20 protein-coding genes are annotated in these 23,294 nt (G+C 59.8%); all 20 read left to right on the forward strand.

The window, feature by feature from the left end; translation table 11 throughout:
* Positions 1-38: 38 nt before the first annotated feature.
* On the forward strand, positions 39-2,738 hold the full coding sequence (locus tag DUPY_RS07950; RefSeq protein WP_141749467.1) for a DUF5906 domain-containing protein: 2,700 nt from the start codon (positions 39-41) through the stop codon (positions 2,736-2,738).
* Between the two features lie 297 nt (positions 2,739-3,035).
* Positions 3,036-3,332, forward strand: coding sequence for a hypothetical protein (locus DUPY_RS07955; RefSeq protein WP_070247296.1), 297 nt, complete (start codon positions 3,036-3,038; stop codon positions 3,330-3,332).
* Entirely contained in the window at positions 3,319-3,960 is a 642-nt protein-coding gene (locus DUPY_RS07960) for a hypothetical protein (protein WP_070247297.1), read from the forward strand. Before DUPY_RS07955 ends, DUPY_RS07960 begins: the two co-directional genes overlap by 14 nt.
* Before the next feature lie 506 nt (positions 3,961-4,466).
* The gene (locus tag DUPY_RS07965) at positions 4,467-5,219 is read left to right on the forward strand and encodes a hypothetical protein (RefSeq protein ID WP_070247298.1); all 753 of its coding nucleotides are present in this window, start codon (positions 4,467-4,469) and stop codon (positions 5,217-5,219) included.
* A gap of 229 nt (positions 5,220-5,448) precedes the next feature.
* Positions 5,449-6,024 (forward strand): hypothetical protein, encoded by a 576-nt coding sequence (locus tag DUPY_RS07970; RefSeq protein WP_070247299.1) that lies wholly within the window; start codon positions 5,449-5,451, stop codon positions 6,022-6,024.
* Complete coding sequence (locus DUPY_RS07975; protein WP_070247300.1) at positions 6,024-7,994, forward strand: phage terminase large subunit family protein; 1,971 nt, start codon at positions 6,024-6,026, stop codon at positions 7,992-7,994. Before DUPY_RS07970 ends, DUPY_RS07975 begins: the two co-directional genes overlap by 1 nt.
* Positions 7,995-8,000: 6 nt before the next feature.
* Positions 8,001-8,222 carry a phage head-tail joining protein gene (locus DUPY_RS07980; RefSeq protein WP_070247301.1) on the forward strand — a complete coding sequence of 74 codons (222 nt, stop codon included), beginning with the start codon at positions 8,001-8,003 and terminating at the stop codon, positions 8,220-8,222.
* Position 8,223: 1 nt separating this feature from the next.
* Positions 8,224-9,702, forward strand: coding sequence for a phage portal protein (locus tag DUPY_RS07985; RefSeq protein ID WP_084640609.1), 1,479 nt, complete (start codon positions 8,224-8,226; stop codon positions 9,700-9,702).
* 61 nt (positions 9,703-9,763) lie between these two features.
* Positions 9,764-11,800, forward strand: a complete 2,037-nt coding sequence (locus tag DUPY_RS07990) for a prohead protease/major capsid protein fusion protein (RefSeq protein ID WP_070247303.1) — start codon at positions 9,764-9,766, stop codon at positions 11,798-11,800.
* A 57-nt stretch (positions 11,801-11,857) separates the two neighbouring features.
* Complete coding sequence (locus tag DUPY_RS07995; protein WP_071651602.1) at positions 11,858-12,994, forward strand: capsid cement protein; 1,137 nt, start codon at positions 11,858-11,860, stop codon at positions 12,992-12,994.
* The gene (locus tag DUPY_RS08000; RefSeq protein WP_141749468.1) at positions 12,994-14,238 is read left to right on the forward strand and encodes a hypothetical protein; all 1,245 of its coding nucleotides are present in this window, start codon (positions 12,994-12,996) and stop codon (positions 14,236-14,238) included. The genes DUPY_RS07995 and DUPY_RS08000 overlap by 1 nt, the downstream gene beginning before the upstream one ends.
* Positions 14,239-14,342: 104 nt before the next feature.
* The gene (locus tag DUPY_RS08005; RefSeq protein WP_070247306.1) at positions 14,343-14,681 is read left to right on the forward strand and encodes a DUF2190 family protein; all 339 of its coding nucleotides are present in this window, start codon (positions 14,343-14,345) and stop codon (positions 14,679-14,681) included.
* Positions 14,682-14,693: 12 nt separating this feature from the next.
* Positions 14,694-15,002, forward strand: a complete 309-nt coding sequence (locus DUPY_RS08010; RefSeq protein WP_141749469.1) for a hypothetical protein — start codon at positions 14,694-14,696, stop codon at positions 15,000-15,002.
* Entirely contained in the window at positions 14,999-15,409 is a 411-nt protein-coding gene (locus tag DUPY_RS08015) for a hypothetical protein (protein WP_070247308.1), read from the forward strand. Before DUPY_RS08010 ends, DUPY_RS08015 begins: the two co-directional genes overlap by 4 nt.
* A gap of 86 nt (positions 15,410-15,495) precedes the next feature.
* Complete coding sequence (locus tag DUPY_RS08020; RefSeq protein ID WP_070247309.1) at positions 15,496-15,957, forward strand: hypothetical protein; 462 nt, start codon at positions 15,496-15,498, stop codon at positions 15,955-15,957.
* Between the two features lie 84 nt (positions 15,958-16,041).
* Positions 16,042-16,470, forward strand: a complete 429-nt coding sequence (locus tag DUPY_RS08025; protein WP_070247310.1) for a hypothetical protein — start codon at positions 16,042-16,044, stop codon at positions 16,468-16,470.
* Between the two features lie 116 nt (positions 16,471-16,586).
* Entirely contained in the window at positions 16,587-16,886 is a 300-nt protein-coding gene (locus tag DUPY_RS08030; RefSeq protein WP_084640610.1) for a phage tail assembly chaperone, read from the forward strand.
* Between the two features lie 77 nt (positions 16,887-16,963).
* Positions 16,964-20,995 carry a hypothetical protein gene (locus DUPY_RS08040; protein ID WP_141749470.1) on the forward strand — a complete coding sequence of 1,344 codons (4,032 nt, stop codon included), beginning with the start codon at positions 16,964-16,966 and terminating at the stop codon, positions 20,993-20,995.
* Complete coding sequence (locus DUPY_RS08045; protein WP_070247314.1) at positions 20,992-22,461, forward strand: hypothetical protein; 1,470 nt, start codon at positions 20,992-20,994, stop codon at positions 22,459-22,461. The genes DUPY_RS08040 and DUPY_RS08045 overlap by 4 nt, the downstream gene beginning before the upstream one ends.
* The coding region (locus DUPY_RS08050) for a hypothetical protein (protein ID WP_208600013.1) at positions 22,458-23,294 on the forward strand (837 nt) is incomplete at its 3' end. The genes DUPY_RS08045 and DUPY_RS08050, both read left to right, overlap by 4 nt.

The raw sequence follows: 23,294 nt of genomic DNA on the forward strand, positions 1-23,294 counted from the left end.
GAATCGCTGGGCACGATGAACCGGAATCAGTGGGCACGATGGACCGAAATACCCACCCGGCCAATCACCCAATCCTCGATGGAGCATTCAAGCGCTTCGGCCCTGGTAAAAAAGCATGGTACGTACTGCGCGAACTGACGTTGAAATCCGGGCGCCGGGTCATCACCGGCGCCTTCGGTATCAACCGTGGCGACGATCACGGGACTATCCCGGTCAAGATCGATGCAGTGGAAATGACCGACGACGAGCGCGCCGAGCTGCAGCAGAAACAGCGCGCCCAGGACAAGGCCGAAGCAGCGAAGCGCGAGAGGGCGGTCAGCCTGGCTGCCAACCGTGCGCGCGATCAATGGAACAAGGCCGCAGGAATACCTGTTGAGCACCCCTACCTTGTCCGTAAGCGTGTTGGCGCCGAGGGCCTGCGCGTCAGCGCGGCTGGCTTGCTCTTGATTCCATTCGTAAGAGGTGGCCAGCTGGTCGGCTTACAGAAAATCGACCAGCAAGGCGAGAAGCGTTTTAACCAGGATATGGATAAGAAGGCGGCGTACCACATGCTGGGCGCGCCGGCCAGCGCCGAAATGATTGCTGTGGGTGAGGGGTACGCGACCTGCATGAGCAGCCGCATGGCGGTAGCTTCGATCGTGGACTTACCGGTGGCGGTTGCCTTCGATGCTGGCAACATAATGTCCGTCGCCCAGTCGCTGCGACATGATCATCCTGAGGCGCATCTGCTTTTTCTCGCTGACGATGATTACTTGTTAGCTGAACGACTATCTGAGCGCTTGCGCGAGGACTTTAAAATCTCCACGCCTGTGCGGATCGACGGCACTACCCATACCGTGATCGCCGACGATGGCACCGAGGTAGCGGTGATGGCGGTATGGCGCAAGGACCCCCAAGGCATCGAGTACATCGAGGCGGATGCGCGTAGCGGCCGCCGCATGTCTCCCAACATGAAATTCAGGAATGCCGGCGTGGCCAGCTGCCATGCCGCCGCCGCTGCGGTCGGAAACGCATCGGTTGTGATGCCGGTATTTGCCAACCGAGCCGGTCGCAAGATCACCGACTTCAATGATCTGCAAGTCGAGGAAGGCCTAGCCGTAGTCGAGGCGCAGATCGGTTTTTCCATCCTTGCTGCGAAGCAGCCTAAATCTGTTTCTCCCACACCCTCTGGCGCGCCAGCGCCTGCCGAGAATAGCCTTTCTTCGCCTTCGACCGAGGGCGCCGGGCAATCCCCCCCGCCCCCTGGTGCGGAGCAGCCACCCGGCAGGATCGCTGACGGAGCAGAAGCCTCGGACGTGCCTGATGCGCTGCTGAGCGCCGTCCTGGAAGAGCGATTTAACGAAGGTGCTGCTGTTGCGCTGGCCGATCAGGCCGGCGCCGTGGCTCCGCCAAGCGAGGGGGGCGGGGAAAAGGCGAAGAAGGAAAAACCGAAGAAAGAATACGGGCCTGAGCACTGGGCGCAGGTCGAGGACGTGCTGGACAACTTCGTGCTGGTCTACGGCGAGGACATGGTGTGGGACGTTAAACACCGCATGCTCATGAAAATCTCGTCGATGCGGACCATCGTGTCCAACAACGACGTTATGAAGTTTTGGGGCGGCCCACAGCGGCGCTGGGTGTTCAAGCACAACATCGTGTTCGACCCGCAGGAGGTGCCATCTCAGGAACTCAGCGGGCCGACCGCAACGGTGAACCTTTTCAACGGTTGGAAAATGAAGCCCAAGAAAGGGAGTCATTTGAAAATCCAAACGCTGCTGTCTCACCTGTGCGATGGCAAAGAGGACTTGATGACCTGGATCGAGCGGTGGCTTGCGTACCCCATGCGCAACCGTGGCGCCAAAATGGAGACGTCGATCATCATGCACGGCGACGAGGGCTCCGGTAAGAATTTCTTCTTCGAGCGCGTCATCAAGCGGATCTATGGCGAGTACGGCTATGTCATCGGAAATGCGCAGTTGGAGTCCCAGTTCAACGACTGGGCCTCGAAAAAGCTGTTCATGGTGGCCGATGAGGTGGTCACGCGCTCGGAGCTGAAGCACATGAAGGGCAAGCTCAAGTACCTGGTGTCCGGGGACATGATCATCATCAACCCGAAGGGCCTGCCGGAGCACGGCGAGGCCAACCACATGAATTTCGTCTTCCTGTCGAACGAGCTGCAACCGCTCGCACTGGACAAGACCGATCGCCGCTACCTGGTGATCTGGACGCCGCCGGCGCTGACCCGCGAATTCTACGTCGAGGTGGCGCAAGAGATCGATGCCGGCGGTATCGAGGCCTATTTCCACTACCTGCTGCACGAGCTGGACATGGGGGACTTCAACGAGCACACCAAGCCGCTCTACACGGCCGCCAAGGACGACCTGATCGAGAAGAGCTTGACGCCCGCTGAGCGCTTCTACCGCGAATGGAGTCGCGGCTACTTGCCGCTGCCCTTCATAACGTGCGGGGCCACGCAGCTTTACGACGCGTACAAGGTCTGGTGCGAGAAGTCCGGGGAATCTAAGTACATATCGCAGACGCTGTTTTCCCCCACCGTCCTTCGCTATGCCGGCGGCGACCTGGAGAAGCACCTCATCAAGTACGAATACGGAGAGGTCGTGAAGCAGCGCAACGTGTTTCTCCAGGGCGTGAAGCCGGAGGGCAAGACCTTAGCAGAGTGGGCGGCCGATGCATCTGCGCTGTTCGAGAAGCATTTTCAGGACTACCGACGCCGTGCAGTGGTGAATGTTGAGGGTTGACCCATCACATGGTCAGCAACCCATCACATCGCAAACCCGCATGAATACGGGAATGTTACGGGTATGACGGGTGTTACGGGTTTCTCGCGCACGTATACGTGCGAGGCAGTTGGTTGAATGGTGGAGGTGTCGAAAGGTTGCTGCATATTTTTTTTGTCAAAAAGAAGAAAGAAGTAATAACACCCCTCACACCCATAACAAACAAGGCTGTATGCGGGTTAGCGGTGTGATGGGTATGTGATGGGTATTACGGGTTAAGGAAAAAGAAGTCATATCTGGACAGTTGAGGGAGGAAATATGGCGAAGGGCAGCATGCGGGAGCAGATGCCGGTGGTCACAGCGTTCATTGACCAGCTGCGGGAGGTGTTCGGTAGGGAGTACATCGACGACATCATCCGCGCGGGCATGCGCGGTAAGCCGGTGTTCCATGCTACGGAGAATGGTCATGAGGTGGGCACTCCAGTTTACCGAGGCGCACCGCTGGATATGACGCCGGAGCCCTGTCACAGGCGTACGGGCAAGCCGGCATGGCAGGCAGCATTGGATCAGCAGAAAGTGGAAAACGAAAAGGGGCAAGGCGATGGACGTGAGTGACGAGGCAGTATTCGAAGATGTGGGGCAGGCGGTGCACGTGTCGTTCTTGATCATGGCGCAAGACGCCAAGCAAGATGCGCCACTGCGGGCAGCATTGATCCGGGCGATGGAGTCGGTGCAACTGAGCGGCCGGCAGCGGTGCTGGCTGGACCAGCTGCGCGGCGAATCATCTGGCCGTATCAATTTCGGCGGGCTGGATAGCAACGAGGTGCGCGCTCAGTGCTCGATGGTGCTGCAGGCGGTCAAACACCGGTTGCCGAAGACGGAGATGTGGGTACTGCAGGCAAAGTATGGAGAGACCGATTTTGAGGACGTCAATGGCAAACGGCGCTTTGCCTTCTCGCCTGAGCGTATCGAGGCTATCAAAGGTTTGGCTGATTGGTTCAGGCCGATGTTTCCTTTGCTGAACCCGCTGGCGATAGACTGCATGCTGGGTCGATTGTTCGCGAATCATAAGCAGCTGGACATTACGGTGCGGGATCTCGCCGCGTCCTTCGGAGGCAACCGAATGACGTACCAGCGGGCGTCGAAAAAAATGCAAGAGCACCTGCGCAGTCTGGAGTCGTACGCGTTCGAGCGGCTCACTCCAAGCTTTGTTGCTCAAGGTGTGGTGAGTGTTTTCAGGTAAAGCTTGACTGCCCTGTGACAAGACCTGTATATTTCGGTCATTCTCGGAGTAACTGTATCCAAGGCAATTTTTTGGATCGACTCTGAGGCGCAAGACCAGATCAACCTCGCCAGGCATCAAGCCTCGCGGGGTTTTTTTACGCCTCTCGAAACATCCTACCAGTGGCGTAATGGTAGGCCGCTGCGCCACCGTGTGCAAGAACATCTTGGACGGGGCGAGGGTGGAAGTTGTGGCTGATAGTGCAGGCGTCTGCACAAAGTTTCTCAACAGCGAAAGAGGTGATCCCGTCTGACCCGCAGCGATAAGCGGCGTCTACAGTCCCCAGTTCGTCTTGCTCGCCACGCGCGGGCTTTTTTATTCGTATTACAGTAGGTCGCTATAGCGCTCCCAGTGGCGAGGCACAAAACGGGCGCAGTTACCGACGTATTCAAGGTGCAGGGGAGTGCGACCGCTTATTGCGGTTCCTGCTGTACGCGGGCGGTGACAACTAAAAAGAAGAGGTGAACATGGCCACGATCACATTGGAGGAACAGGTCAGCCAAGTCCTGCGCAACCTGGACGACATCAGCCGTAGGCACGTTCCGTTCGCGGTCGCCTTAGCGCTGACCAAGACTGCACAGCGCGCGCAGGCCGGTGTGCTCGATGTCATGCGTGAACGATTCGACAGGCCAACACCATTCACGCTCAACAGCCTGCGTATTGTGTCGGCCAAGCGTTCGGATCCTCAGCCATTTGCCCGCGTCTACTTCAAGGATGATGCCTTCAAGGGGACGCCGGCCAGCAGGTACCTCGGCCCCGAAGTCCATGGCGGTCCACGTTCGCAGAAGCGATTCGAACGTGCACTGATTGCGCGGGGCTTGATGAAGTCCGGGCAGTACGCGCTGCCTGCAGCTGGTGCGCGGCTCGACCAATACGGTAACGTGCGCCGCGCCCAGGTCGTACAGATTCTGTCGGCCCTGCAGGCGTTCGGCGAGCAGGGCTACCAGGCAAACCGCACGAACAGCACCCGCAGCCGTCGCAACGGCGCCGCCGCGAAATACTTTGCTGGCGAGGTGGGCGGGGTCGAGGGTGTGTGGCAGCGCCAGACATTTGGATTCGGCGAGGGTGTCCGCCCCGTGTTCGTGTTCTCGGAATCCTCGCCGCAGTACCGCGTGCTGGTGCCGTTCGAGAAAATCGTGGAGAACGTGGCACGTGCGCGCTTTGGCGGAGAGTTCCAAGGGGCGATAGCGTACGCCATCCAGAGCGCAAGCAGGCGGTGATGGCGGTCAAGGCCGGTAGCAGCTCCGCCCGGCAAAAACATTCCACAATGAAATAAATTGTCGAAATGAAACAATCCTACAATGAAATTTTCCCAGGGTCCTTCCTGGGCATCCTCTTGCACGGGTAATTCGAACCCCGCTTCGTGCGTCGCCGGGAAATTTTTAAAAGGGTAGTCACTCAGGGTAGTCACTCAGGGTAGTCACTGCCGCAGTCATTGAGGTAGTCACCATGCTGATGGGATATCGAGAGTATGCGCGTCATCGTGGCGTAAGCTTGGGCGCGGTGCAGAAAGCAGTGCGTGCCGGGCGGATCACTGCCAACGACGAAAAGAAAATTGACTCCGCTGTCGCCGACCGCGACTGGGATGTCAACACAGACGCCTCGCGCGTTGCGGTCAGTGCTGTTGAAGCGACTGCGCCCCTGGCTCAAAAAGAAATTTCTTTTGCTACGCCCTCTGGGGAAGGGGGCGACAAATCATCCACCGAAGAATTGACCGGCAGCGACAACAATGCGAGCCGCTACAGGGAGAGCCGCGCATCGCGGGAATTCTATGTCGCGGCAAAGCAGAAGGTCGAGTACGAACAATTGCTCGGGCAGTTGATCAACGTCGATGAAGCCAAGCGTATCGCGTTCACATCATTTCGGGCGATTCGCGATTCGGTGCTGAACGTCGCGGCGCGTGTCAAGGATCAGCTGGCGGCCGAGACTGATCCTCATGTCTGCGAGGAATTGTTGGAGCGCGAATTATCCGCTGCGCTTGCAAGCGTGGACGTGGTCAAGCTCAATGCTGAGGCGGACGACTGATGGGCGCAACGGACGAGTTCCTGCGAGCGATCGGAGAAGCGATCCTCCCAGACAGCAAGCAGTCAATCAGCGACTGGGCACAAGACAACCGCATCCTACCGCCAGATAGTCCGGAACCTGGGGCCTGGCGAAACAACCGCACACCGTACTTGGTGGGCATCATGGATGCGCTGTCACCGAGCAGCAAGTACCGCGAGGTGTATCTCAAGAAAGGTCACCAGCTGGGCGGCTCGGCCCTCGGTGAAAACTTCATCGGTCACAGCATCACCAGCGCGGCAGGCAATATCCTTGCTGTGTTCGCCACGGTGGAGGACGCCGAAAAATGGGAGTTGTCTCGATTCGAGCCGATGCGCGAATCGACGAAAGCGTTGCGCAAGCGTGTGCTCGATGCCGGCATCAAGGGCGCCGATAACACGAAGCGGCGAAAGAAATTCCCGGGTGGTTTCATTCAGTTGATCGGTGCAAACCGACCAGGTGGCCTGAAGTCATCCACCATGCGCTATGTGCTGCTCGAAGAGATGGACGAGTATGCCGGCGACATCGGCAACCAAGGTAGCCCCGAAGAGCTGGCGCGCAAGCGCACCAGTAACTTTGGGAAGAAGGCGCGCATTTTCGGCAACAGCACGCCGACGATCAAGGGCGCTTCGGCGATCGACAGGAACTACGAACGCGGCGACAAGCAGCACTACATGGTGCATTGCCCAGACTGCCGCGCTTCGCAGTACTTCAAGTGGTCAAATATGAAGTGGCCCAAGGGCCAGCCTGAAAAAGTAGCCTACGCCTGCGACTGCTGCGGCGCCCTGAATACCGAATCGGCCTGGAAGACCAAAGGCTACATCAACGCTCACTGGCTACCCACAGCGGTCGGCGAACCCGGCGTGGCAAGTTTCCATCTGCCCAGCATGTACGCGCCGCTGGGGTGGCGCGCCTGGAGCGTACTGGCCAGCGAGTTTGAATCAGCAGCAAACGACCCTGTGGCGTTGAAGGTCTTCGTCAACAACGAGCTGGCCGAGTGCTGGGAAGACCTGAGTGGGCAGATTAAGGGTGCAGAGATTGCAAAGCGTCGGGAAGGCTACGAACTGCGAAGCATCCCTGTTGGCTGCCTTGCCCTGGTGATGTCTGTGGACGTGCAAGGCAATCGACTGGAATATAAGGTGTTGGGTTTTGGCAGGGGGAAGCGCCACTGGGTGATCGATTACAACGTTATCGATGGCGATCCTGCGAAGAGCGATGTATGGGATCGCTTAACTGCCATACGAGAGCGGCCAATCGAGAATAGCTTTGGTGTTTCCATGCGTGTCCAAACCTGCGCTATTGACTCGGGCGGTCACCATACGCACGAGGTGTACCACTACGCCAGGCTGCACCGGCATGCTGGAGTATTCGCGGTAAAGGGTTCCTCCCAGCCCGGCAAGCCAGTGATCGGGCGTCCCTCAACGCAGGATGTGAACCATAAGGGCAAGACAATCAAGGGCGGCGTGCAGTTGTGGATGGTCGGCGGCGATACCGCCAAGTCCTTGCTGTTCAATTATCTGGCATCGGACGAGGAGGCCGTTCCAGAGGAGCGCTTTATTCACTTTCCGATGGGACTGTCCGACGAATACTTCGAGCAATTGACGGCGGAAGTGTACGACTCGACGAAGAAGACATACCGCAAGCTGGCTGGACGGAGCAATGAGGTGATCGACCTGTTCGTGTACGGCTTTGCTGCCGCATTCCATCCGTTGCTGCGCCTGGACACCATGCGTGACGCTGATTGGACGCAGCTGGAAAGTCTGGTCGAGCCGGTCATTGGTGACTTGTTCCGCGCTCCGTTGGCACTAAGCGCGGCAGCAACGGCGCCCGAGTCAAGCACTGAGCAACCAACAGCACCAGTGCAGACGTCTGCACAAACAATTACACCCGCGCCGCCAGTTGTCCAGCATCACGACGACGACTGGCTCAGCGGTACTGACAACTGGCTGGAGTAAAACACGATGGCATTTACACTGAAACAATTGTCCGCGCTCGAAGCGGCAATCGGCAGCGGCGAGCTGTCGATTGAGTATGACGGCAAGAAAGTCACCTACCGCAACATGGCCGATCTCACCCAAGCCTATAACATGGTCAGGAACCAGCTGACCGCATCGGGCGCGCTGGCGGCGCCCGCCATGTCCAACCGTGGTCCGGCCGCATTGACGGTCTTTTCCCGGGACTGACATGGGCACCATGAATGATATGAACTGGCTCGACCGGGCCGTCAACTACATCAGCCCAGGCCACGGCGTGCGACGGACGCAGGCGCGCATGGCGCTTGAGATGGCGCGCGCATACGAGGCCGCGAAGGTCGGACGGCGCGGCGATGGCTGGCGTGCTGGCAGCGGCAGTGCCAACGCCGAGGTGCTGCCGGCACTTGCGATTGTGCGTAACCGCGCGCGCGAGGCGGTTCGTAACAATGAATATGCCAGCACCGCGCTTAATGCACTGGTAGCCAACACCGTTGGTATAGGTATCGTCGGGAAGGCGCCTGATCAGGCGCTGTGGGACGACTGGTGCGAGTACTGCGACGCGGACGGCCAGCTAGATTTCAATGGCTTAATGGAGCTTGCCGCGAGGACGCGGTACGAAAGTGGGGAGGTGCTGATCCGCTTTCGCTGGCGCACGCCTGAGGACGGCTTGGTAGTGCCGCTGCAGCTGCAGGTGCTGGAGCCAGACCACCTCGACACGTTGAAGACCGGACCGCTGAACAACGGCAACTATGTGATCGCTGGCGTGGAGTACAACGTCATCGGCCAGCGCCTCGCATATTGGCTGTTCTCATCGCATCCTGGTGAGGTGCTGATCATTGGCGGCAATCGTCTGCAAAGCAAGCGTGTGCCGGCCAGCGAAGTGCTGCACTACTACCGCAAGCGCCGGCCCTCGCAAGTGCGTGGCATGCCGGAATTTGCCGTGTCGCTGATGCGGTTGCGTGACCTGGGCGACTACGAGCAGGCAGAGCTAGTGCGCAAGAAAATCGAGGCATGCTTCGTCGCTTTCGTTCGGACCGATAACGAGTCGGCGCGCTTGGGCTCAGTGCAAAGCAATGCCGAAGCGCCGGGCAGGGGCGGTAACGAAAAGGTAGCTCCCGGCATGATCAAGTACCTGAACAATGCTGAGAGCGTTGACTTCGGTGCGCCAGCGGCCTTCAGTGGCTACGCTGATTATGCTGCCACGCAATTGCACGCGATTGCGGTCGGCGCAGGCGTCACCTATGAGCAGTTGACCGGTGACATGTCGCGCGTCAACTTCAGTTCAATGCGCGCCGGTTTGGGTGAGTTTCGCTTGCGTATCAAGCAAGAACAATGGCTTTGCCTCGTGCCGATGGTTATGAATCCCATTGCACGGCGCTTCCAAGAGGCCGCCAGACTGGCCGGCGTGCAGCGTACCCCATCGAAGCGGTTCGTGTGGACTATGCCTAAGTTGGAATACATCGATCCGTACAAGGAAGTACTGGCTACCAAGGAAGCGACACGTGGCACGTTGCAGAGCGTATCCGAGGCGATCCGCGCGCGCGGCGATGATCCGGATGCGGTATTCGACGAGATTGCCAAGGAGCGCAAACGGATGAAGGAGCTGGGGATCCTGAGCGATTCCGATGCGGCCGTCAGTAGTAAGTTGATTGATGCCGCGACGGCCGCTACGGTGATGGGCGTCGAGTAGCACCACGAATGTTGTAGCAGCCCGCTGGCTTAACCCAGCGGGCTTTTTTTTTGAGGAAATTATGCCGAATCCGAATGACGCAACTGAAGTGTTGCAAATGCCGATGATGACGCGCCTGGCGCCCATCAACGTGCCGGAAGGAAGTGCGCGCACCGTCGATCTGGTCTGGACAGCCGGCGCCGGCGTGCGCCGCTATGACTGGTACAACGACCGCTACTACATCGAGGAATTGAGCCTCGATCCCAAGCATGTCCGCATGGGCCGTTTCGAGTCCGGGCGTGCCCCGCTGTTGAACACGCACTCGCGCTGGGACCTGAGTTCGGTGATGGGCGTGATCCGTAGCGCCACACTGGCCGGCGAAGAAGGTCTTGCGACGGTGGAGTTTTCCAAGCGGGGAGACGTTGAACCTTACTACCAGGACGTGCTCGACAAGATCATCGGCAATGTCTCGGTTGGCTACAACGTTCTCGCCTATGACCGAATCCCACCGATGAAAGAGGGCGATTCGTGGCGCTACGTCGCAGTCGACTGGGAGCCGACAGAAGTGTCGCTAGTGCCCATCGGTGCCGACGCGGACTGCGGCGTGCGTAGCGACGATCCAACGAAGCCAAACACCGGGCCAGCTGTACGGATGGCGCCCTGCAATTTCACGACCCGCAGTACTACCGCATCAACTACCCCGCCGGCAGCCGCCGTCGATCACACCAGAGAGGAAAACACCATGCCAGGTGCAGCAAACAACACGACGTCGGCGCCACCAGCCGGCGGCGACCAGAACCAGTCGGCAGTCAACCAACGCGCGCTCGACGACGCACGTGCCGAAGGCGCGCGTCTCGAAGGCGAACGTCAAAGCGGCATCCGTGAAGCGGTCACCTTGGGTGGCCTGGAGCCTGCCTACGCGGACCAACTGATCGGCAATCGTGAGATGACCGCCGAAGCAGCAGGCCTGGCCGTGCTGCGTGAAAAGGCTGCTCGCAGTTCGGCCGCCCCAACGCGCTCGAGCGCGCACATCCAGACCGTGAGCGACGAAACGGATAACCGTCGCGCCGCTATCACCGATGCGATCGTACATCGCCTGAACCCGAGCATTGCGCTGCCGGAGCATGCGCGCCAATACCGCCACATGTCGCTGCTGCGCATGGCTGAGGAGACGCTCGATCACGCCGGCGTCAATGTGCGTGGCCTGTCGGGCATCGAGATTGCTGGGCGCGCCATGCACACCACCTCGGACTTCCCGGCAATTCTGTCGAACGTGCTGAACAAGCGCCTGCGCCAGGCATACGCGGAAGCCGAGCGTACCTACAAGCTTTGGGCGCGCCGTGCACCGAATGCGCCCGACTTCAAAAAAATGCAAGTGGTGCAGATGGGCGGCGCTCCCGATCTGCTCAAGCTCAATGAAGCGGGTGAATACCAGTACGGCACCATCAAGGACGCCGGCGAAACGTACGGCGTGGTTACCTACGGCCGCATTGTGGCGGTATCGCGCCAGACTCTGGTCAACGATGATCTGCGCGCACTCGACCGCCTGGTCGCCGCCTTCGGTGCTTCGGCCAGTCGCCTGGAAAATCGTCTGGTCTATGCGCAGCTCACCGGCAACCCCGTTATGGCCGACGGTAAGCAGCTGTTCGCCGCCGAGCACGGCAATATCGGCGATGGCGGCGCGATCTCGGCCGCATCGCTGGGCAAGGGACGGAGCCAGATGCGCAAGCAGAAGGGCTTGGCGGATGAAGAGCTGAACATCGTTCCGAACTTCCTGATCGTGCCGACGGCGCAAGAGCAACTGGCTTACCAGTACACCAGCAGCAATTTCGTTCCGGCTAAAGCGGGCGACGTGAACGAGTTCCGTGCTGGTGGTCGTACGGCTGTTGAGCCGATTGTTGAGCCACTGTTGGACGGCAACAGCGAAACGGCATGGTACCTGGCGTCGAACAGCTCCGAGATCGACACCATCGAATACTGCTGGCTCGACGGCGCCGAAGGCGTCTGGATCGAAAACGAGATCGGTTTCGACGTGGATGGCATGAAAGTCAAGGCACGCTTGGACTTCGCAGCCAAGGCCGTTGATCACCGTGGCCTGTGGAAGAACCCAGGCGCCTAAGTTGGTTCAAGTGGCGCCAGCCTCTAGCGCTGGCGCCCATATTTCCTCGGAACCGAAATGAAAAATTTTGTACAACCAGGTGCCACTCTGACCCTGCCAGCTCCGTACGATGTTGCAAGCGGTGCCGGCCTTCTCGTCGGTGCGCTGTTCGCCATCGCATGTGGCGATGCAGCAGCTGGTGCGCAAGTCGAAGCTTTGACCGGTGGCGTCTTCACTTTGCCCAAGGCTGGCGCCCAAGCATGGGCGATTGGTGCGCGCATCTACTGGGATGATGTCAACAAACGCTGCGATAACGATTCCACCAAAGGCGTGTTGATTGGCGTTGCGACGGTCGCAGCGCTGAACCCTTCGCCGGTAGGTAATGTCCGTTTGAACGGGCGCGCCGTTGGCGGTGGCGGGACTGCCGCAACTGTACCCGGTCAACCGGCTAAACCCGTCTTGACGGCCATGGCCGGCGCCGTGAGCATCGCTTGGACGCCTGGTGCTGCGGGCAGCACCGCTACCACCAGCAATGTCTGGACTGACATCGGCGGTAATGTGACGCAACTGACCACGAATCCGCAGACCATCACCGCCACGCCCGGAACACCCTACACCGGCACCGTGACCACGCTGAACGCGCAGGGTGCAGGACCGGTATCGGCCCAGGCAGACGCGGTGACGCCGTTGGCATCCACCCCGACGACCATGAGCTGGCTCTACAAGAATGTTTTGTTCGGTTCGTCTACTTTTGCTGCGCAGGTTGGGATGCACGACGCAGGCCGCCAGAGCATCCTTTTCCACAACGATACTCCTTACTGGGGCCAATATATTTTGGCCTCGGCCCCAAACAACGACTACAACCAGCCGACCGGAACTTGGGTGGACGTGCCGCCAAACGCGCAGGTGCTGGTGACGGACTCGGGAAAACCGTACGTCCGAGGCAAGGCCTTCGCGATCACCAGCATCGCCAGCGATGGTACGGTCGCCACGGTGACGACCGCTGCAGCGCATAACTTAACGTCCGGCGCAAGCGTCCGGATCCAGGATGTCACCCCATCGGGCTACAACGGAGCGTTCCCCAACATCACCGTAACCGGCGCGAACACGTTCACGTATCCGCTTACCGCGAGCCTGGCCGCCGCTACCGCCCCTGGCACTTGGGCTGGTCGCCCACTCACCGGATTCACAGTACAAACGAAGGCGATCAAATAATGGCTTCCACCGTCCAAACCCTTGTCCCGCTCGATCAGCCAGTACTCTCGCTGCTGAACCCTGTGTTGTCAGCAGTTCCAGCGATCATGCCCCTGCTTATTACCCGCACGGGCAACCTGTGCATCGGTCGCCGTACCAGCGATAACGCACTAGCGTACTCGGCCGATGAAATGGCAACCTGGACCATCCTTACCAACAAACCTGCCGAGAAGCCGCTGGCCATCATCGAGACCTACGATGGTGAATTACTGGTGCTGGCCAGCAGCTCAAGCAACGCAGGCGCTGCCGGTGTGAACATCGTTTATAAAACGACTGGCTGGACGACCAATAAGCAGGGCGTGACATTCACTAGCAAGAAGTCGATTGGTGGGGTGGCCGCAGGCGTGAACGGCGGCTGGTCGTTCAACAATGGCAGTGTGATTCCGCCCAACGCCACGCTCCCCAGCGGCGCCATCGTCACCAACCAGTACGGCACGCAGACCCAATCGACGGGCGACAACACGACCCGCGCTGTGTACAGCTACGTTAGTTTTGACCACGGGGAGACGTGGGTGGACATGCTCAGTCTGCTGAATGCCGGCGCCACCAATCCGCTGGGCGTCCACTTCCATGGCTGCTACGCTTCGCCGCTCGACAATCGCGCCTATCTCTCGTTTGGCGACAACACCGGCACCGGGCCGTCGCTGGCAGGGACCGGAAAAATTCAGGTTGCGTATGTCAACCTGGAGGATCTGACCTACGGTTTCTTGGCTGCGCCAGCGCAGTACACCGTGTTCACCGGAGCCAACTCGTTGCAATTCACCGGCATCCGTGGTGCTGACGATGGCAGCTTGATTTTCACTCCTGACACCGCGCCGTTCGCTATTTTTGTGCTCGGCCGCACAGGTTACCGCCAGTTCAACAACATGCATTGGACTGTGCCGATTGGCACGGCCGATGCGCGCACCATCGGCATCGGCATCACCCAGGTGAAAGCCGGCGATCCGGCCTTTACCAGTTTTCAGATGGATGCGACCACCAACGGTCTAGGCGCGGCGAACGCCGTGCCAGCGTTCTACGTTGCCGCCAATGGAACCGACTGGCAGCTGCTATGGAGTGATCCAACCAATACGCTCAGCGTGGGCGAGCAGGTCTACATGGGCACAGTCGGCATGTTCGCCAGCAAGAAATTTGTTGGTTTCTACACCAGCACTGAATCCGGCCTCGGCACTCGAATGCTGACCGGCACCATCTCTGGCGTCTAAATCCCATCACAGTAGTTTGTGGAAGAACCCCATCGTCTAAGTGTTGGGTTAAACGGCGCCGGCCAATAGTGCTGGCGTCCAATTTTTCTTTGTAAGGAATCGAAATGAAAAATTTTGTACAACCAGGTGGTACGCTGACCCTGCCGGCACCCTATGCCGTCGCAAGCGGTGCTGGCTTCCTTGTCGGTGTGTTGTTTGCCGTTGCATCTGGCGATGCGGCAGCGGGCGCACCAGTCGAGGGCGTCACTGAAGGCGTTTTTACGTTGCCCAAGACTGGTGCGCAGGCCTGGACAATCGGGGCTCGCGTCTACTGGGACGACGCAAACAAGCGCTGCGATAGCGATTCCACCAAAGGCGTGTTGATTGGCGTGGCGACGGTGATCGCAGTGAATCCGTCCACGACTGGCTACGTCCGCTTGAACGGTGGCGCCGCTGGCGCGTAAGCGGGGATCCCAATGGGCTTTCATTCAGAGCGTTTCTGGAGCGCTTTTCAGGGTGTGGGCATGCTCGATGAAGCGACCTACCAACCGCCAGTTGGCGATCTGGTGGTGTTCTTGGGCGGCTTCAAGCGGCCCGGTCAGGTGGTTCTGGACGGCATGGCGCACACCACCGATTTCAGCATTGAGTACCTAGCCTCAGCCGTGGAATTGAAGCGCAACTTCATCATCACGGTGGACAAGGTGCAGTACAAGGTGCGGCAAACGCCGCTGGCCAATGGCGATGGCGAGTTCTTCACGGCGCTGCTTGATGAGGTGACACCGTGACGACACGCCGACAACGTTATATCGATGAGCTGATCAATGCGTTCGAAGCTGCCGGCGTGCCAGCTGCCATCGAGCGCACTGTGGATGGCGCTTTTTCTCGCGAAGAGGGCGTGGTACTGGTCGTACATCGCGGCAGGGAGCGTCCGACAACATCCATCAGTGGAAGTGCAAAGCGCGACTGTGAGTTGCGGCTGGGCGTCGTAACACGCGGCGATGATCCCGAGGGCAGTGCTGACTCGGTTCTGGCCGTCGCCCATCCGATCCTGATGGCATTCAAGTCGGAGGGTTTGTTTACTGTCAGCGAAACTGGCACCGATGAGCCCAAGTTTGCTGATGGAAAAGTCTGCCTGATCACCGCGCACTACGTGATTCAGTATAAGAGCGGTCCAGGCACGCTGGGAACGTAAGCCTGCTGCCGAATTGTTGGCCAATTCGATGTATCCAAATCTGCCCACGCTAGATGCGTGGGTTTTCTTTTTGAGAGGAATTTATTATGAACGGTGAGAACGTCACGACTGTTGCACGCAGTAAGCTGTCCATCAGTCTGGGAAAGCCCGCAACCAACAATGAGGCCGGCTTCGCTGCGCTGACCTGGACCCTGATCGGCGAGATCACTGACATCGGTACCGTCACGGGCCGCGAGTACAACACCTCGACCCACGCGCCCGTTGACAGCGCCCAGCAGATCGAAAAGAAAGCGAGCTATAAGCTGGGGTCGTCCGAGTTCAAAATGGGCTGGGACGAGACCGACGACGGCCAGCAGTTAGTGGATGCGGCAAGCCGTGACTACAGCATCCCGGCCTTCAAGCTGGAGAAGCAGGACGGCGCCATTCGCTACTTCACCGCCCAGGTGTCGAAATTCACCGAAGACAACGGCACCGTCGATAACGTTGTTCAGGGCAGCATGACTTTGCTGCGCCAAACCGACACGATCCGCGTCCCGGCCGCTGGCTAACGCCCCACCGTAATCTAACTGCAACACCATCACGAAAGGCCGGCCAAGAGTCGGCCTTTTCAATTCTTACCCTGGAGTTTTACCATGACCGATATCCGCAAACATGCCGTTGAACCGACCTCGATCCTGCACCTGCGCAATTCCGCTGATGAACTGCTGTATGCCGATGATGCCGAGGGCAATCCCGACAAGACCCGTCCGATGGAAGCCGAGATCTATGGCCCCGGCAGCAAACAGTTTAAGAAGGCGCAAGCAGCCTCGAGTAATCGAATGGTGGAGCGCCTCAAAAAGAAAGGTAAAGACACCCAGTCGGCCGAGGAAAAGGCTCTCGCAGACGCGGAATTCCTGGCGGCGTGCACCAAATCGCTGCGTAACGTTTCGTTTGATCAGCTGGTCGGCGAGGCCTTGTTCATGGCGGTCTACACCACCCCTGAAATTGGCTTTATCCCTGAGCAGATCAACAAGCATATCGGCGACTGGAGCAATTTTACGAAGGCGTCGCCGACGAACTGATTCTGTACGTCCGGCAGGCGGCTTGGTTGGCGGCTGTTCCGGAAGCGTCGGAAGCAGGAGGGGGCAAGTCATCTGCAGGTGCACTATCACGTCTTGATCGACACAGGGAAGACGGGGTGGCGCCGCAGTATCCGCCGATCGACGCCGGCGCCCATCTGATTCAATACCTATTCGAAGTAGGCCCGGGGCAAGCGGGCAGCATGGGTGTAGTGCCGCTCTCGCATGGTGAGCTGCGCGCCTGGCAAGACAACATGGGCCTCGATCTAGAGCCGTGGGAAACCCAGCTGCTCCGCCGGCTGTCAGGCGAGTATCTGGGCCAGCTAGAGAAGGCACGCGATTCGAATTGCAAGCCGCCGTTCGGCGGTCTGTACCGAGCTCCGAATCTGAGCAAAAAAATTGACGATGCGCTCGACTGAGCCATCGTTCGCCGCGCTTTGCGGCATTCATTCATCATGGTCGCCAGAAGCGGCCATTTTTTTTGTTGGGACTTCATATGGTCGTCGGTGATATGGAAATCCGACTGCGGGCCGAATTCGCACGCCTGCAGCAGGACATGGATCGTGCCCGCCAGACGGTAGCCGGCTCCATGGGCCGAATTGGAGCGAGCGTCGGCGATGCCATGAAGATGCTTGCTGGCTTCGCTGCCGCGCTTTCTGTGGGGGCATTTGTAAACTTCGTCAAAGGTTCAATCGACGCCGTTGACGCATTAAACGATATGAGCGTCCGAACAAAGGTCGGTATTGAGGATTTGGCCGGCCTTGCGTACGGCGCCAAACTTAGCGACACCAGTCTTGAGGGAGTGGCGTCCTCAATCACCAAGCTGTCGCAGAACATCGGCAAGGATGGTGCAAAATTCCGTGAGCTGGGCATCACTGCTACCGAGCCGCTTGAAGCATTCAAACAGCTTGCTGATGTCTTTAAGGGTATCCAAGATCCGCAACAGCGCGCAGCTTTTGGTGCCGAGGCGCTGGGTAAAAGCTGGCAAGAAGCTGCCGTCCTGCTTGATAGTGGCTCGGAAGGAATTCAAAAATTGATGTCCGAAGGCAAAGAGCTTTCCGGCATCACCGAGCAGGTGGCAGCTGACGCGGGCGCATTCAACGACAAGCTTGACGAGCTCGGCTTTGCTGCGCAGGGCGGGGGCACGCGTATTGCGGCCGGGCTGTTGCCTACTCTGAATCAGATCGTAGAATCCATGTCCTCCTCTGCCGTGAAGGGCGACACGCTGAAAGGCGTTGTCATTGGGCTGAGCGGAGCACTCAAGATTCTGTACACGGTGGGCGTAGGCGTGGTCGAGGTATTCTCGACAATGGGCCGTGCGATCGGTGCCGCCGCAGCCATGACAGTGCAGGTGTTAAACGGAGACTTTGCCGCCGCCTGGCAGACCTACAAGGACGTAGGCTCGGATATCGCAGACGGGTGGGGAGATGCCGCACGCCGTGTCGCCATAGCTTGGGGTAGCACCACTAAGGACGTGGCTAAGGATGCAGCCGAATCTGGCGAGACGGTCGCTGATACTGGTCGGAAAGTGGCAGCATTCCTCCACTCCGCAGATATTAGCGCTTCTCGCAAGAAGGCCGCTGATGAGGCAATGGGCTTCTACAAAAAGACGCGTGATGCGAGCATCGACCACCTGATGCAGCTCGAGGCGGAGCGGGAGGGGCAGGTCGCGCTCAGTGCGGAGGAAAAGAAGCGAATCGAGATCCTCAACGACCTGCTCAAGTTCGGCAAGAATCTGACCGAACAGCAGCGCGCCGATATCGAGGGCTGGGCGGAGGCGATCCCGTTGCTTGCCAAGTACAACAAGGAATTGGAGAAGACCAAAGCCCTGCGCGAACAACGCGAGGGCGAAGCCTATAGCGATGTGGCATCCGCACGTGAGCAGACGCAGGCACTGAAAGACCAGGTCAAGTATTACGGCCTGGCCGAAGATGCAGTACTCAAACTGAAAGCGGCTGAGATTCAGCGCGGCCTCGATGGCGGCTATATCGACGATATCGAACGGGGCCGCCTGCAGGGCCTGCTCGACGCGACCAACGAGCAGATCACGCTCCAGGACAAGCTGTCGTCGATGAAATCCGAAAGCACTTTCTGGGCTGGCCTGGAAGATACGGCTCACCAGACATTCCTGTCGATCGCCAATGGCAGCAAGGATACCGCCACTCGTCTCAAGGAAACGTTTAAGAACGTGTTCTTCGACTGGCTCTACCAGATGACCGTGAAGAAGTGGATCATCAACGTTGGCACCGCCACAAGCGGCACAGCCGGCGTTTCAGGTATCGCCAACGCAGCCGGCGTGCCGGGGTTGGGCGGCGGTACTGGGAATTCGGCATTCGATCTGCTGTCGATGGGCAAGACGATCTACCAGGGCTTCTCGACGGGCTTCGCCAGCGTGGCCGGAAGTTTGGGCACGGGTATTAGCTCACTAGGCGCAGCCTTTGGTTCGGAGGCTGTGGCCGCATTTGGCGCCGGATTGCAAGGCGGCGCTTTGGGCGCCACTACCGCCAGCGCAGCGAGCGGCTACGGCGGCACCGTTGCTGCGGGCTACGGTGCTGCGGCTGCACCTTGGGTTGCTGGTGCGGCAGGTATTGCGGGAGGTATCTACGGCGGCCGCCTGGTGTCTGGCGGATACTCGGCATTCGGCGGCAGCGGCAACAGCGCCGTGAACACCGGCACCGCAGTTGGCGCGGCGGTTGGGTCCATCGTACCTGTGATCGGTACCGCGATTGGCGCCCTGGTCGGCGGGCTGTTGGGGGGAGCGGCTAACCGGTTATTCGGGCATAAGGCTCCGAAGATTGATTCCCAGGGCATTCGGGGCTCGATTGGTCTGGACGGCATCAGCGCCGAGACCTACGCCAATATCGTGGCGAAGGGCGGCACGTTCCGTAGCGACAAGTGGTCCTATGAAAAGGCCGCGCTCGACGCTCAAACCGACAGCGCGCTCGACACCACCATCAAGGCGATGATCACCTCGGTGAAGGGTTTTGGTAAAGCCTTGGGTGTCGAGGCATCCGCCATCGACAGCTACAGCAAGGTGTTTGACATCAAGTTGACCGGCGATGCGGCCAAGGACGACGAGCTGATCCTGGGGCTGATCACCACCGTGGGCGATGAGCTATCGCTCAAGTTGGTGCCTGGCTTGGCCAAGTTCGCGCTCGAAGGGGAAGCGCTGGCTACGACGCTCCAACGTGTCACCGCCAACTATGTTGCGGTCGATACCGTGCTCGGCGCCATCGGCAAAACTGTCGGGGTAGTGGGCGCGGCGGGCATCGAGGCCCGCGAGCGGCTGATCGCAGCGGCCGGCGGGCTTGACGCGCTGGCCGGCGGAGTTTCGTTTTTTCAAGCGAACTTCCTGACCGAGGCAGAGAAAGTCGCGCCTCTTCAAAAGCAGGTGGCCACAGCACTGGCAGATATGGGTAAGTCCAGCATCAAGACGTCCGACGACTTCAAGGCTGCCGTGCTGGGCATTGATGTGAGCACCGATGCGGGAGCCAAGCTGTTCGCGCAGATGATGGCGCTGGCGCCGGCATTCAAGTCGGTTGCTGATTACGCGGCTGAGCTGGCCGGGGCAGTCGCGCTGACCGAAGCCCAGATTCGGGATCAAGGCAGGGACCTGCAGCAGCAGCTGGCCGAGATCACGAGAAGCGAGGCGGAGCGGCTTGCCGTCCAGCGCGCTGGCATCGCTGATGTGAACAAAGCATATTTCGACCAAGTGCAGGCGGCCAAGGCTGTGGTGTCGGCCAAGGACGCGCTGTCGTCCGCCTACGGCCGCGAGGCGTCGGCGGCCAAGGATGCGCTCGATCTCTCGAAGGCATGGGTGACCACGCTCAACGGCTTAAATCCTGCACTCGCGCAGGGCAACCTATCCACCCTCACGCCGGAGCAGAAATATGCCGAGGCGCGGGCGCAGTTCGAGAAGACGCTGGCCGCCGCAAATTCCGGCGACACGACAGCGCAATCCGGGCTGTCGGCGGCGGAGCAGGCGTTCCTGACCGCCTCGCAGGTGGTCAACGCATCGGACGCGAAATATGCGGCCGACTACGCACGCGTGATCGCAGCCAACCAGGAAGCGGCGAAGTGGGCGAGTCAGCAGGTGGACCTGCAGCAGGCCAGCTACGACGCGCTCGAGGCGCAGGTCAAAAGCCTGATAACCATCAACGACAGTGTCAACGCGGGTTCCCTGACAGTGGCCCAGGCCATCGTCAACCTGCAAGCCGCGATGGGCGTCACCGACAGCATGGGCGTGAAATTCACCAATGCGCCTGCCGTCACCGCGATGGCCGTGGCTGCCGCGCCGGCGATGGACTTCAGCCGTTACCAGGCCGGATCGAATGCTGGCACGGAGGTGATGGCTGCGGCGATCAAGGCGCTGCAGGAAGAGGTCAAGGGTCTGCGTGCGGACCAGGTGCGGCAAACCGTCGTGCTGAAGCAGTCGAACGAAAAAGCGAATGCGGATGCAGCCAAGACGGTGGTGCAGGGCGTCGAGCAGTCGGCAAAAACAACCGTCACGAAATTGGAGTTTGCATGACCCCTGAGAAATACTTGAATTGGCTGAAAGATGGCGCGGCTGAGCGGATGGTGCTGGTGGAGGTGCTGGTGAACGTTGCCGGCGTCGATACCGTTCGCTACCTGTCCAGCCGCGAGTACGTCACCAAGCCAACGGACACCCCGCCGAACCTGGAATACCTGCCGGTGATCACGGGCGATCCAACGATCACCGACGAGTTGATCGAGGGCGGGGCGGGCGGTCTGTCGGCAGGAGAGATCGAGATGTCGAATGGTGACGGAGCGTTGGACGGCTGGTTGATGGACGTCTGGCGCAACGGCTGGATCCGGGTTTGGATTGGCGACCCGGCCTGGCCGCGAGCTGATATGCACCCCGAGTTCGTGGGCATCGTCGATGACCTCACCGTCTCGGCGCGCGACGCGCTCAAGCTGGTTCTGGGCGACAAAATGGCAAGGATGAATACGACAATCACGGAGGTGAAATTGGGCGGGGCATCGCCTAATGCCGACGTGATTTTGCCGCTTCCGTTCGGTGAATGCCACAACGTCAGCCCGCTGCTGATGAACTCAGCAACGCTGGAGTACGGGTTCGGCTGCCCGGTTGAATCGACCTTTGAAGTGCGCTCAAACGGCAAGCCAGTCGCTATCATCCTGAATGACCAGGCCGGCAGGTTCAAGCTCACGACGCCCTCATATTCGGCCGCGATTACGGCAAGCGTGCAGGGCGACAGCGGGGGTGGCTACGCGCCGCGTATCGCTCCGCTTGTGCGTCGCATTGCTACAGCATACGGTAAGCCCGAGGACCGCTTTACCGACGACGATATCGACCTTGAAAATTTTGCGGCGTTCGATGCTGCCCATCCGCAGCCGGTCGGCCTGTACGTGGCCGAGAGGACCAATCAGGCGCAAGCCATCCAGCAACTGGCGTCCAGCGTGGGCGCGCAGGCTGTCATGTCCCCGACCGGGAAGTTACGTCTGATCCAGATCGCTCTGCCAGCCCCGGGTACGCCGGTCAAAATCGGTATGGACCAGATGTCTGCTGTCGGCGTAACGCCGATGGAGATGCGGCCGGCAGTCGCGGCAGTGAAGATCGGTTACGACCGCAACTACACCAAGCAGACGGCGCTCACAACCAGCATCCCGCCGGCGCACGCCGACCTGTACGCCACCGAATGGCTGACGGAAACGTATGAGGATCCTGCCGTGAAGGCGCGGTACCGCCGTACAGGAGACCCCGTGCAAATCGATACCTGCTTGAAAAGGAAGGCGGATGCCATGGCGGAGGCGCAGCGACGCCAGGCACTGGGGGCAGTGCCGCGCATGAGGTATAGCGTCGATGGTGAGCCCGAACTCATGGTGGTTGAACTGGGCGGGCCGGTCGTCCTGTATGGGGACCGGTTTGATTTACAAGTCGGCAAAGAAGGCCAGGTGCTCAAGCGCCAGAGGCACCTGAGCAGTTGCCGCGTAGGCCTGGAGATATTGGTATGAGCCCAATCGTAGGCGAACGCGACACCCTGATCATGAACACCGTCCCACGATACGCCGCGCCCATCGACCGCGATCTGCACCTCACGGCCAGCTCGACCACGTTCGAGGTGTCGCTGACCGGTCAGCCGACGCCCGCAACGATCACGTTCTCGGCGCTGATGTTGGGTGCCGTGGGCGAGATCACGTTCTCGTCCGAGCCACCGGTAGCGCTGACCGTGGCCAACGGCGACGCCGTGCTCAAATTCGAGGACATGACCTCCAGCATCGTGACGGTCACGGCGACCACTGTCATCGACGGCCTCACCTATATTGACCGCCAGACCGTGGACAAACGTCAGGCGCTGGACCTGCGCCCACCGCCAGCGCCGACAGGCCTGGCCACCACTGGCCAGCCGGCCGCGATTCGCCTGAACTGGGCCGCAGCACCGGCCAACTATGCCAACCTCGATTACACCGAGATCTGGCGTGCCGGCGTCAACGACTTCGGCCAGGCGGCGCCGGTTGGCCGGGCGGATGGGCGCGAGTTCACCGATCCGGTCGGTCCGGGAAAAACCCAGTACTACTGGATCCGCTACGTTTCGCGAGCGGCGATCCCGGGGCCATTCAACAACAGCACCGGCACGGTCGGCGCGTCAGCCGCCGAGGTTGAGCACCTACTGCAAGTGCTGACCGGTGAAATCCGGCAGTCGCAGCTGTACACCGACTTGGGCCAGAAAATTGATCTCATCGACGACTTGGTGCTGGCTGTGGGCGACACCGTGGCGGCGGCGGTATCGGCGGCGCAGGCGGCCCAATCGGCAACAAACGCAAGCGGGTCAGCAGCATCGGCCAAC

This window comes from Duganella phyllosphaerae (assembly GCF_001758785.1).
Taxonomy (GTDB): domain Bacteria; phylum Pseudomonadota; class Gammaproteobacteria; order Burkholderiales; family Burkholderiaceae_D; genus Rugamonas; species Rugamonas phyllosphaerae.

Coding starts and splice junctions, on each gene's coding strand:
- DUPY_RS07950 (WP_141749467.1), top strand. CDS start 39: ATGGACCGAAATACCCACCCGGCCAATCACCCAATCCTCGATGGAGCA.
- DUPY_RS07955 (WP_070247296.1), top strand. CDS start 3,036: ATGGCGAAGGGCAGCATGCGGGAGCAGATGCCGGTGGTCACAGCGTTC.
- DUPY_RS07960 (WP_070247297.1), top strand. CDS start 3,319: ATGGACGTGAGTGACGAGGCAGTATTCGAAGATGTGGGGCAGGCGGTG.
- DUPY_RS07965 (WP_070247298.1), top strand. CDS start 4,467: ATGGCCACGATCACATTGGAGGAACAGGTCAGCCAAGTCCTGCGCAAC.
- DUPY_RS07970 (WP_070247299.1), top strand. CDS start 5,449: ATGCTGATGGGATATCGAGAGTATGCGCGTCATCGTGGCGTAAGCTTG.
- DUPY_RS07975 (WP_070247300.1), top strand. CDS start 6,024: ATGGGCGCAACGGACGAGTTCCTGCGAGCGATCGGAGAAGCGATCCTC.
- DUPY_RS07980 (WP_070247301.1), top strand. CDS start 8,001: ATGGCATTTACACTGAAACAATTGTCCGCGCTCGAAGCGGCAATCGGC.
- DUPY_RS07985 (WP_084640609.1), top strand. CDS start 8,224: ATGGGCACCATGAATGATATGAACTGGCTCGACCGGGCCGTCAACTAC.
- DUPY_RS07990 (WP_070247303.1), top strand. CDS start 9,764: ATGCCGAATCCGAATGACGCAACTGAAGTGTTGCAAATGCCGATGATG.
- DUPY_RS07995 (WP_071651602.1), top strand. CDS start 11,858: ATGAAAAATTTTGTACAACCAGGTGCCACTCTGACCCTGCCAGCTCCG.
- DUPY_RS08000 (WP_141749468.1), top strand. CDS start 12,994: ATGGCTTCCACCGTCCAAACCCTTGTCCCGCTCGATCAGCCAGTACTC.
- DUPY_RS08005 (WP_070247306.1), top strand. CDS start 14,343: ATGAAAAATTTTGTACAACCAGGTGGTACGCTGACCCTGCCGGCACCC.
- DUPY_RS08010 (WP_141749469.1), top strand. CDS start 14,694: ATGGGCTTTCATTCAGAGCGTTTCTGGAGCGCTTTTCAGGGTGTGGGC.
- DUPY_RS08020 (WP_070247309.1), top strand. CDS start 15,496: ATGAACGGTGAGAACGTCACGACTGTTGCACGCAGTAAGCTGTCCATC.
- DUPY_RS08025 (WP_070247310.1), top strand. CDS start 16,042: ATGACCGATATCCGCAAACATGCCGTTGAACCGACCTCGATCCTGCAC.
- DUPY_RS08040 (WP_141749470.1), top strand. CDS start 16,964: ATGGTCGTCGGTGATATGGAAATCCGACTGCGGGCCGAATTCGCACGC.
- DUPY_RS08045 (WP_070247314.1), top strand. CDS start 20,992: ATGACCCCTGAGAAATACTTGAATTGGCTGAAAGATGGCGCGGCTGAG.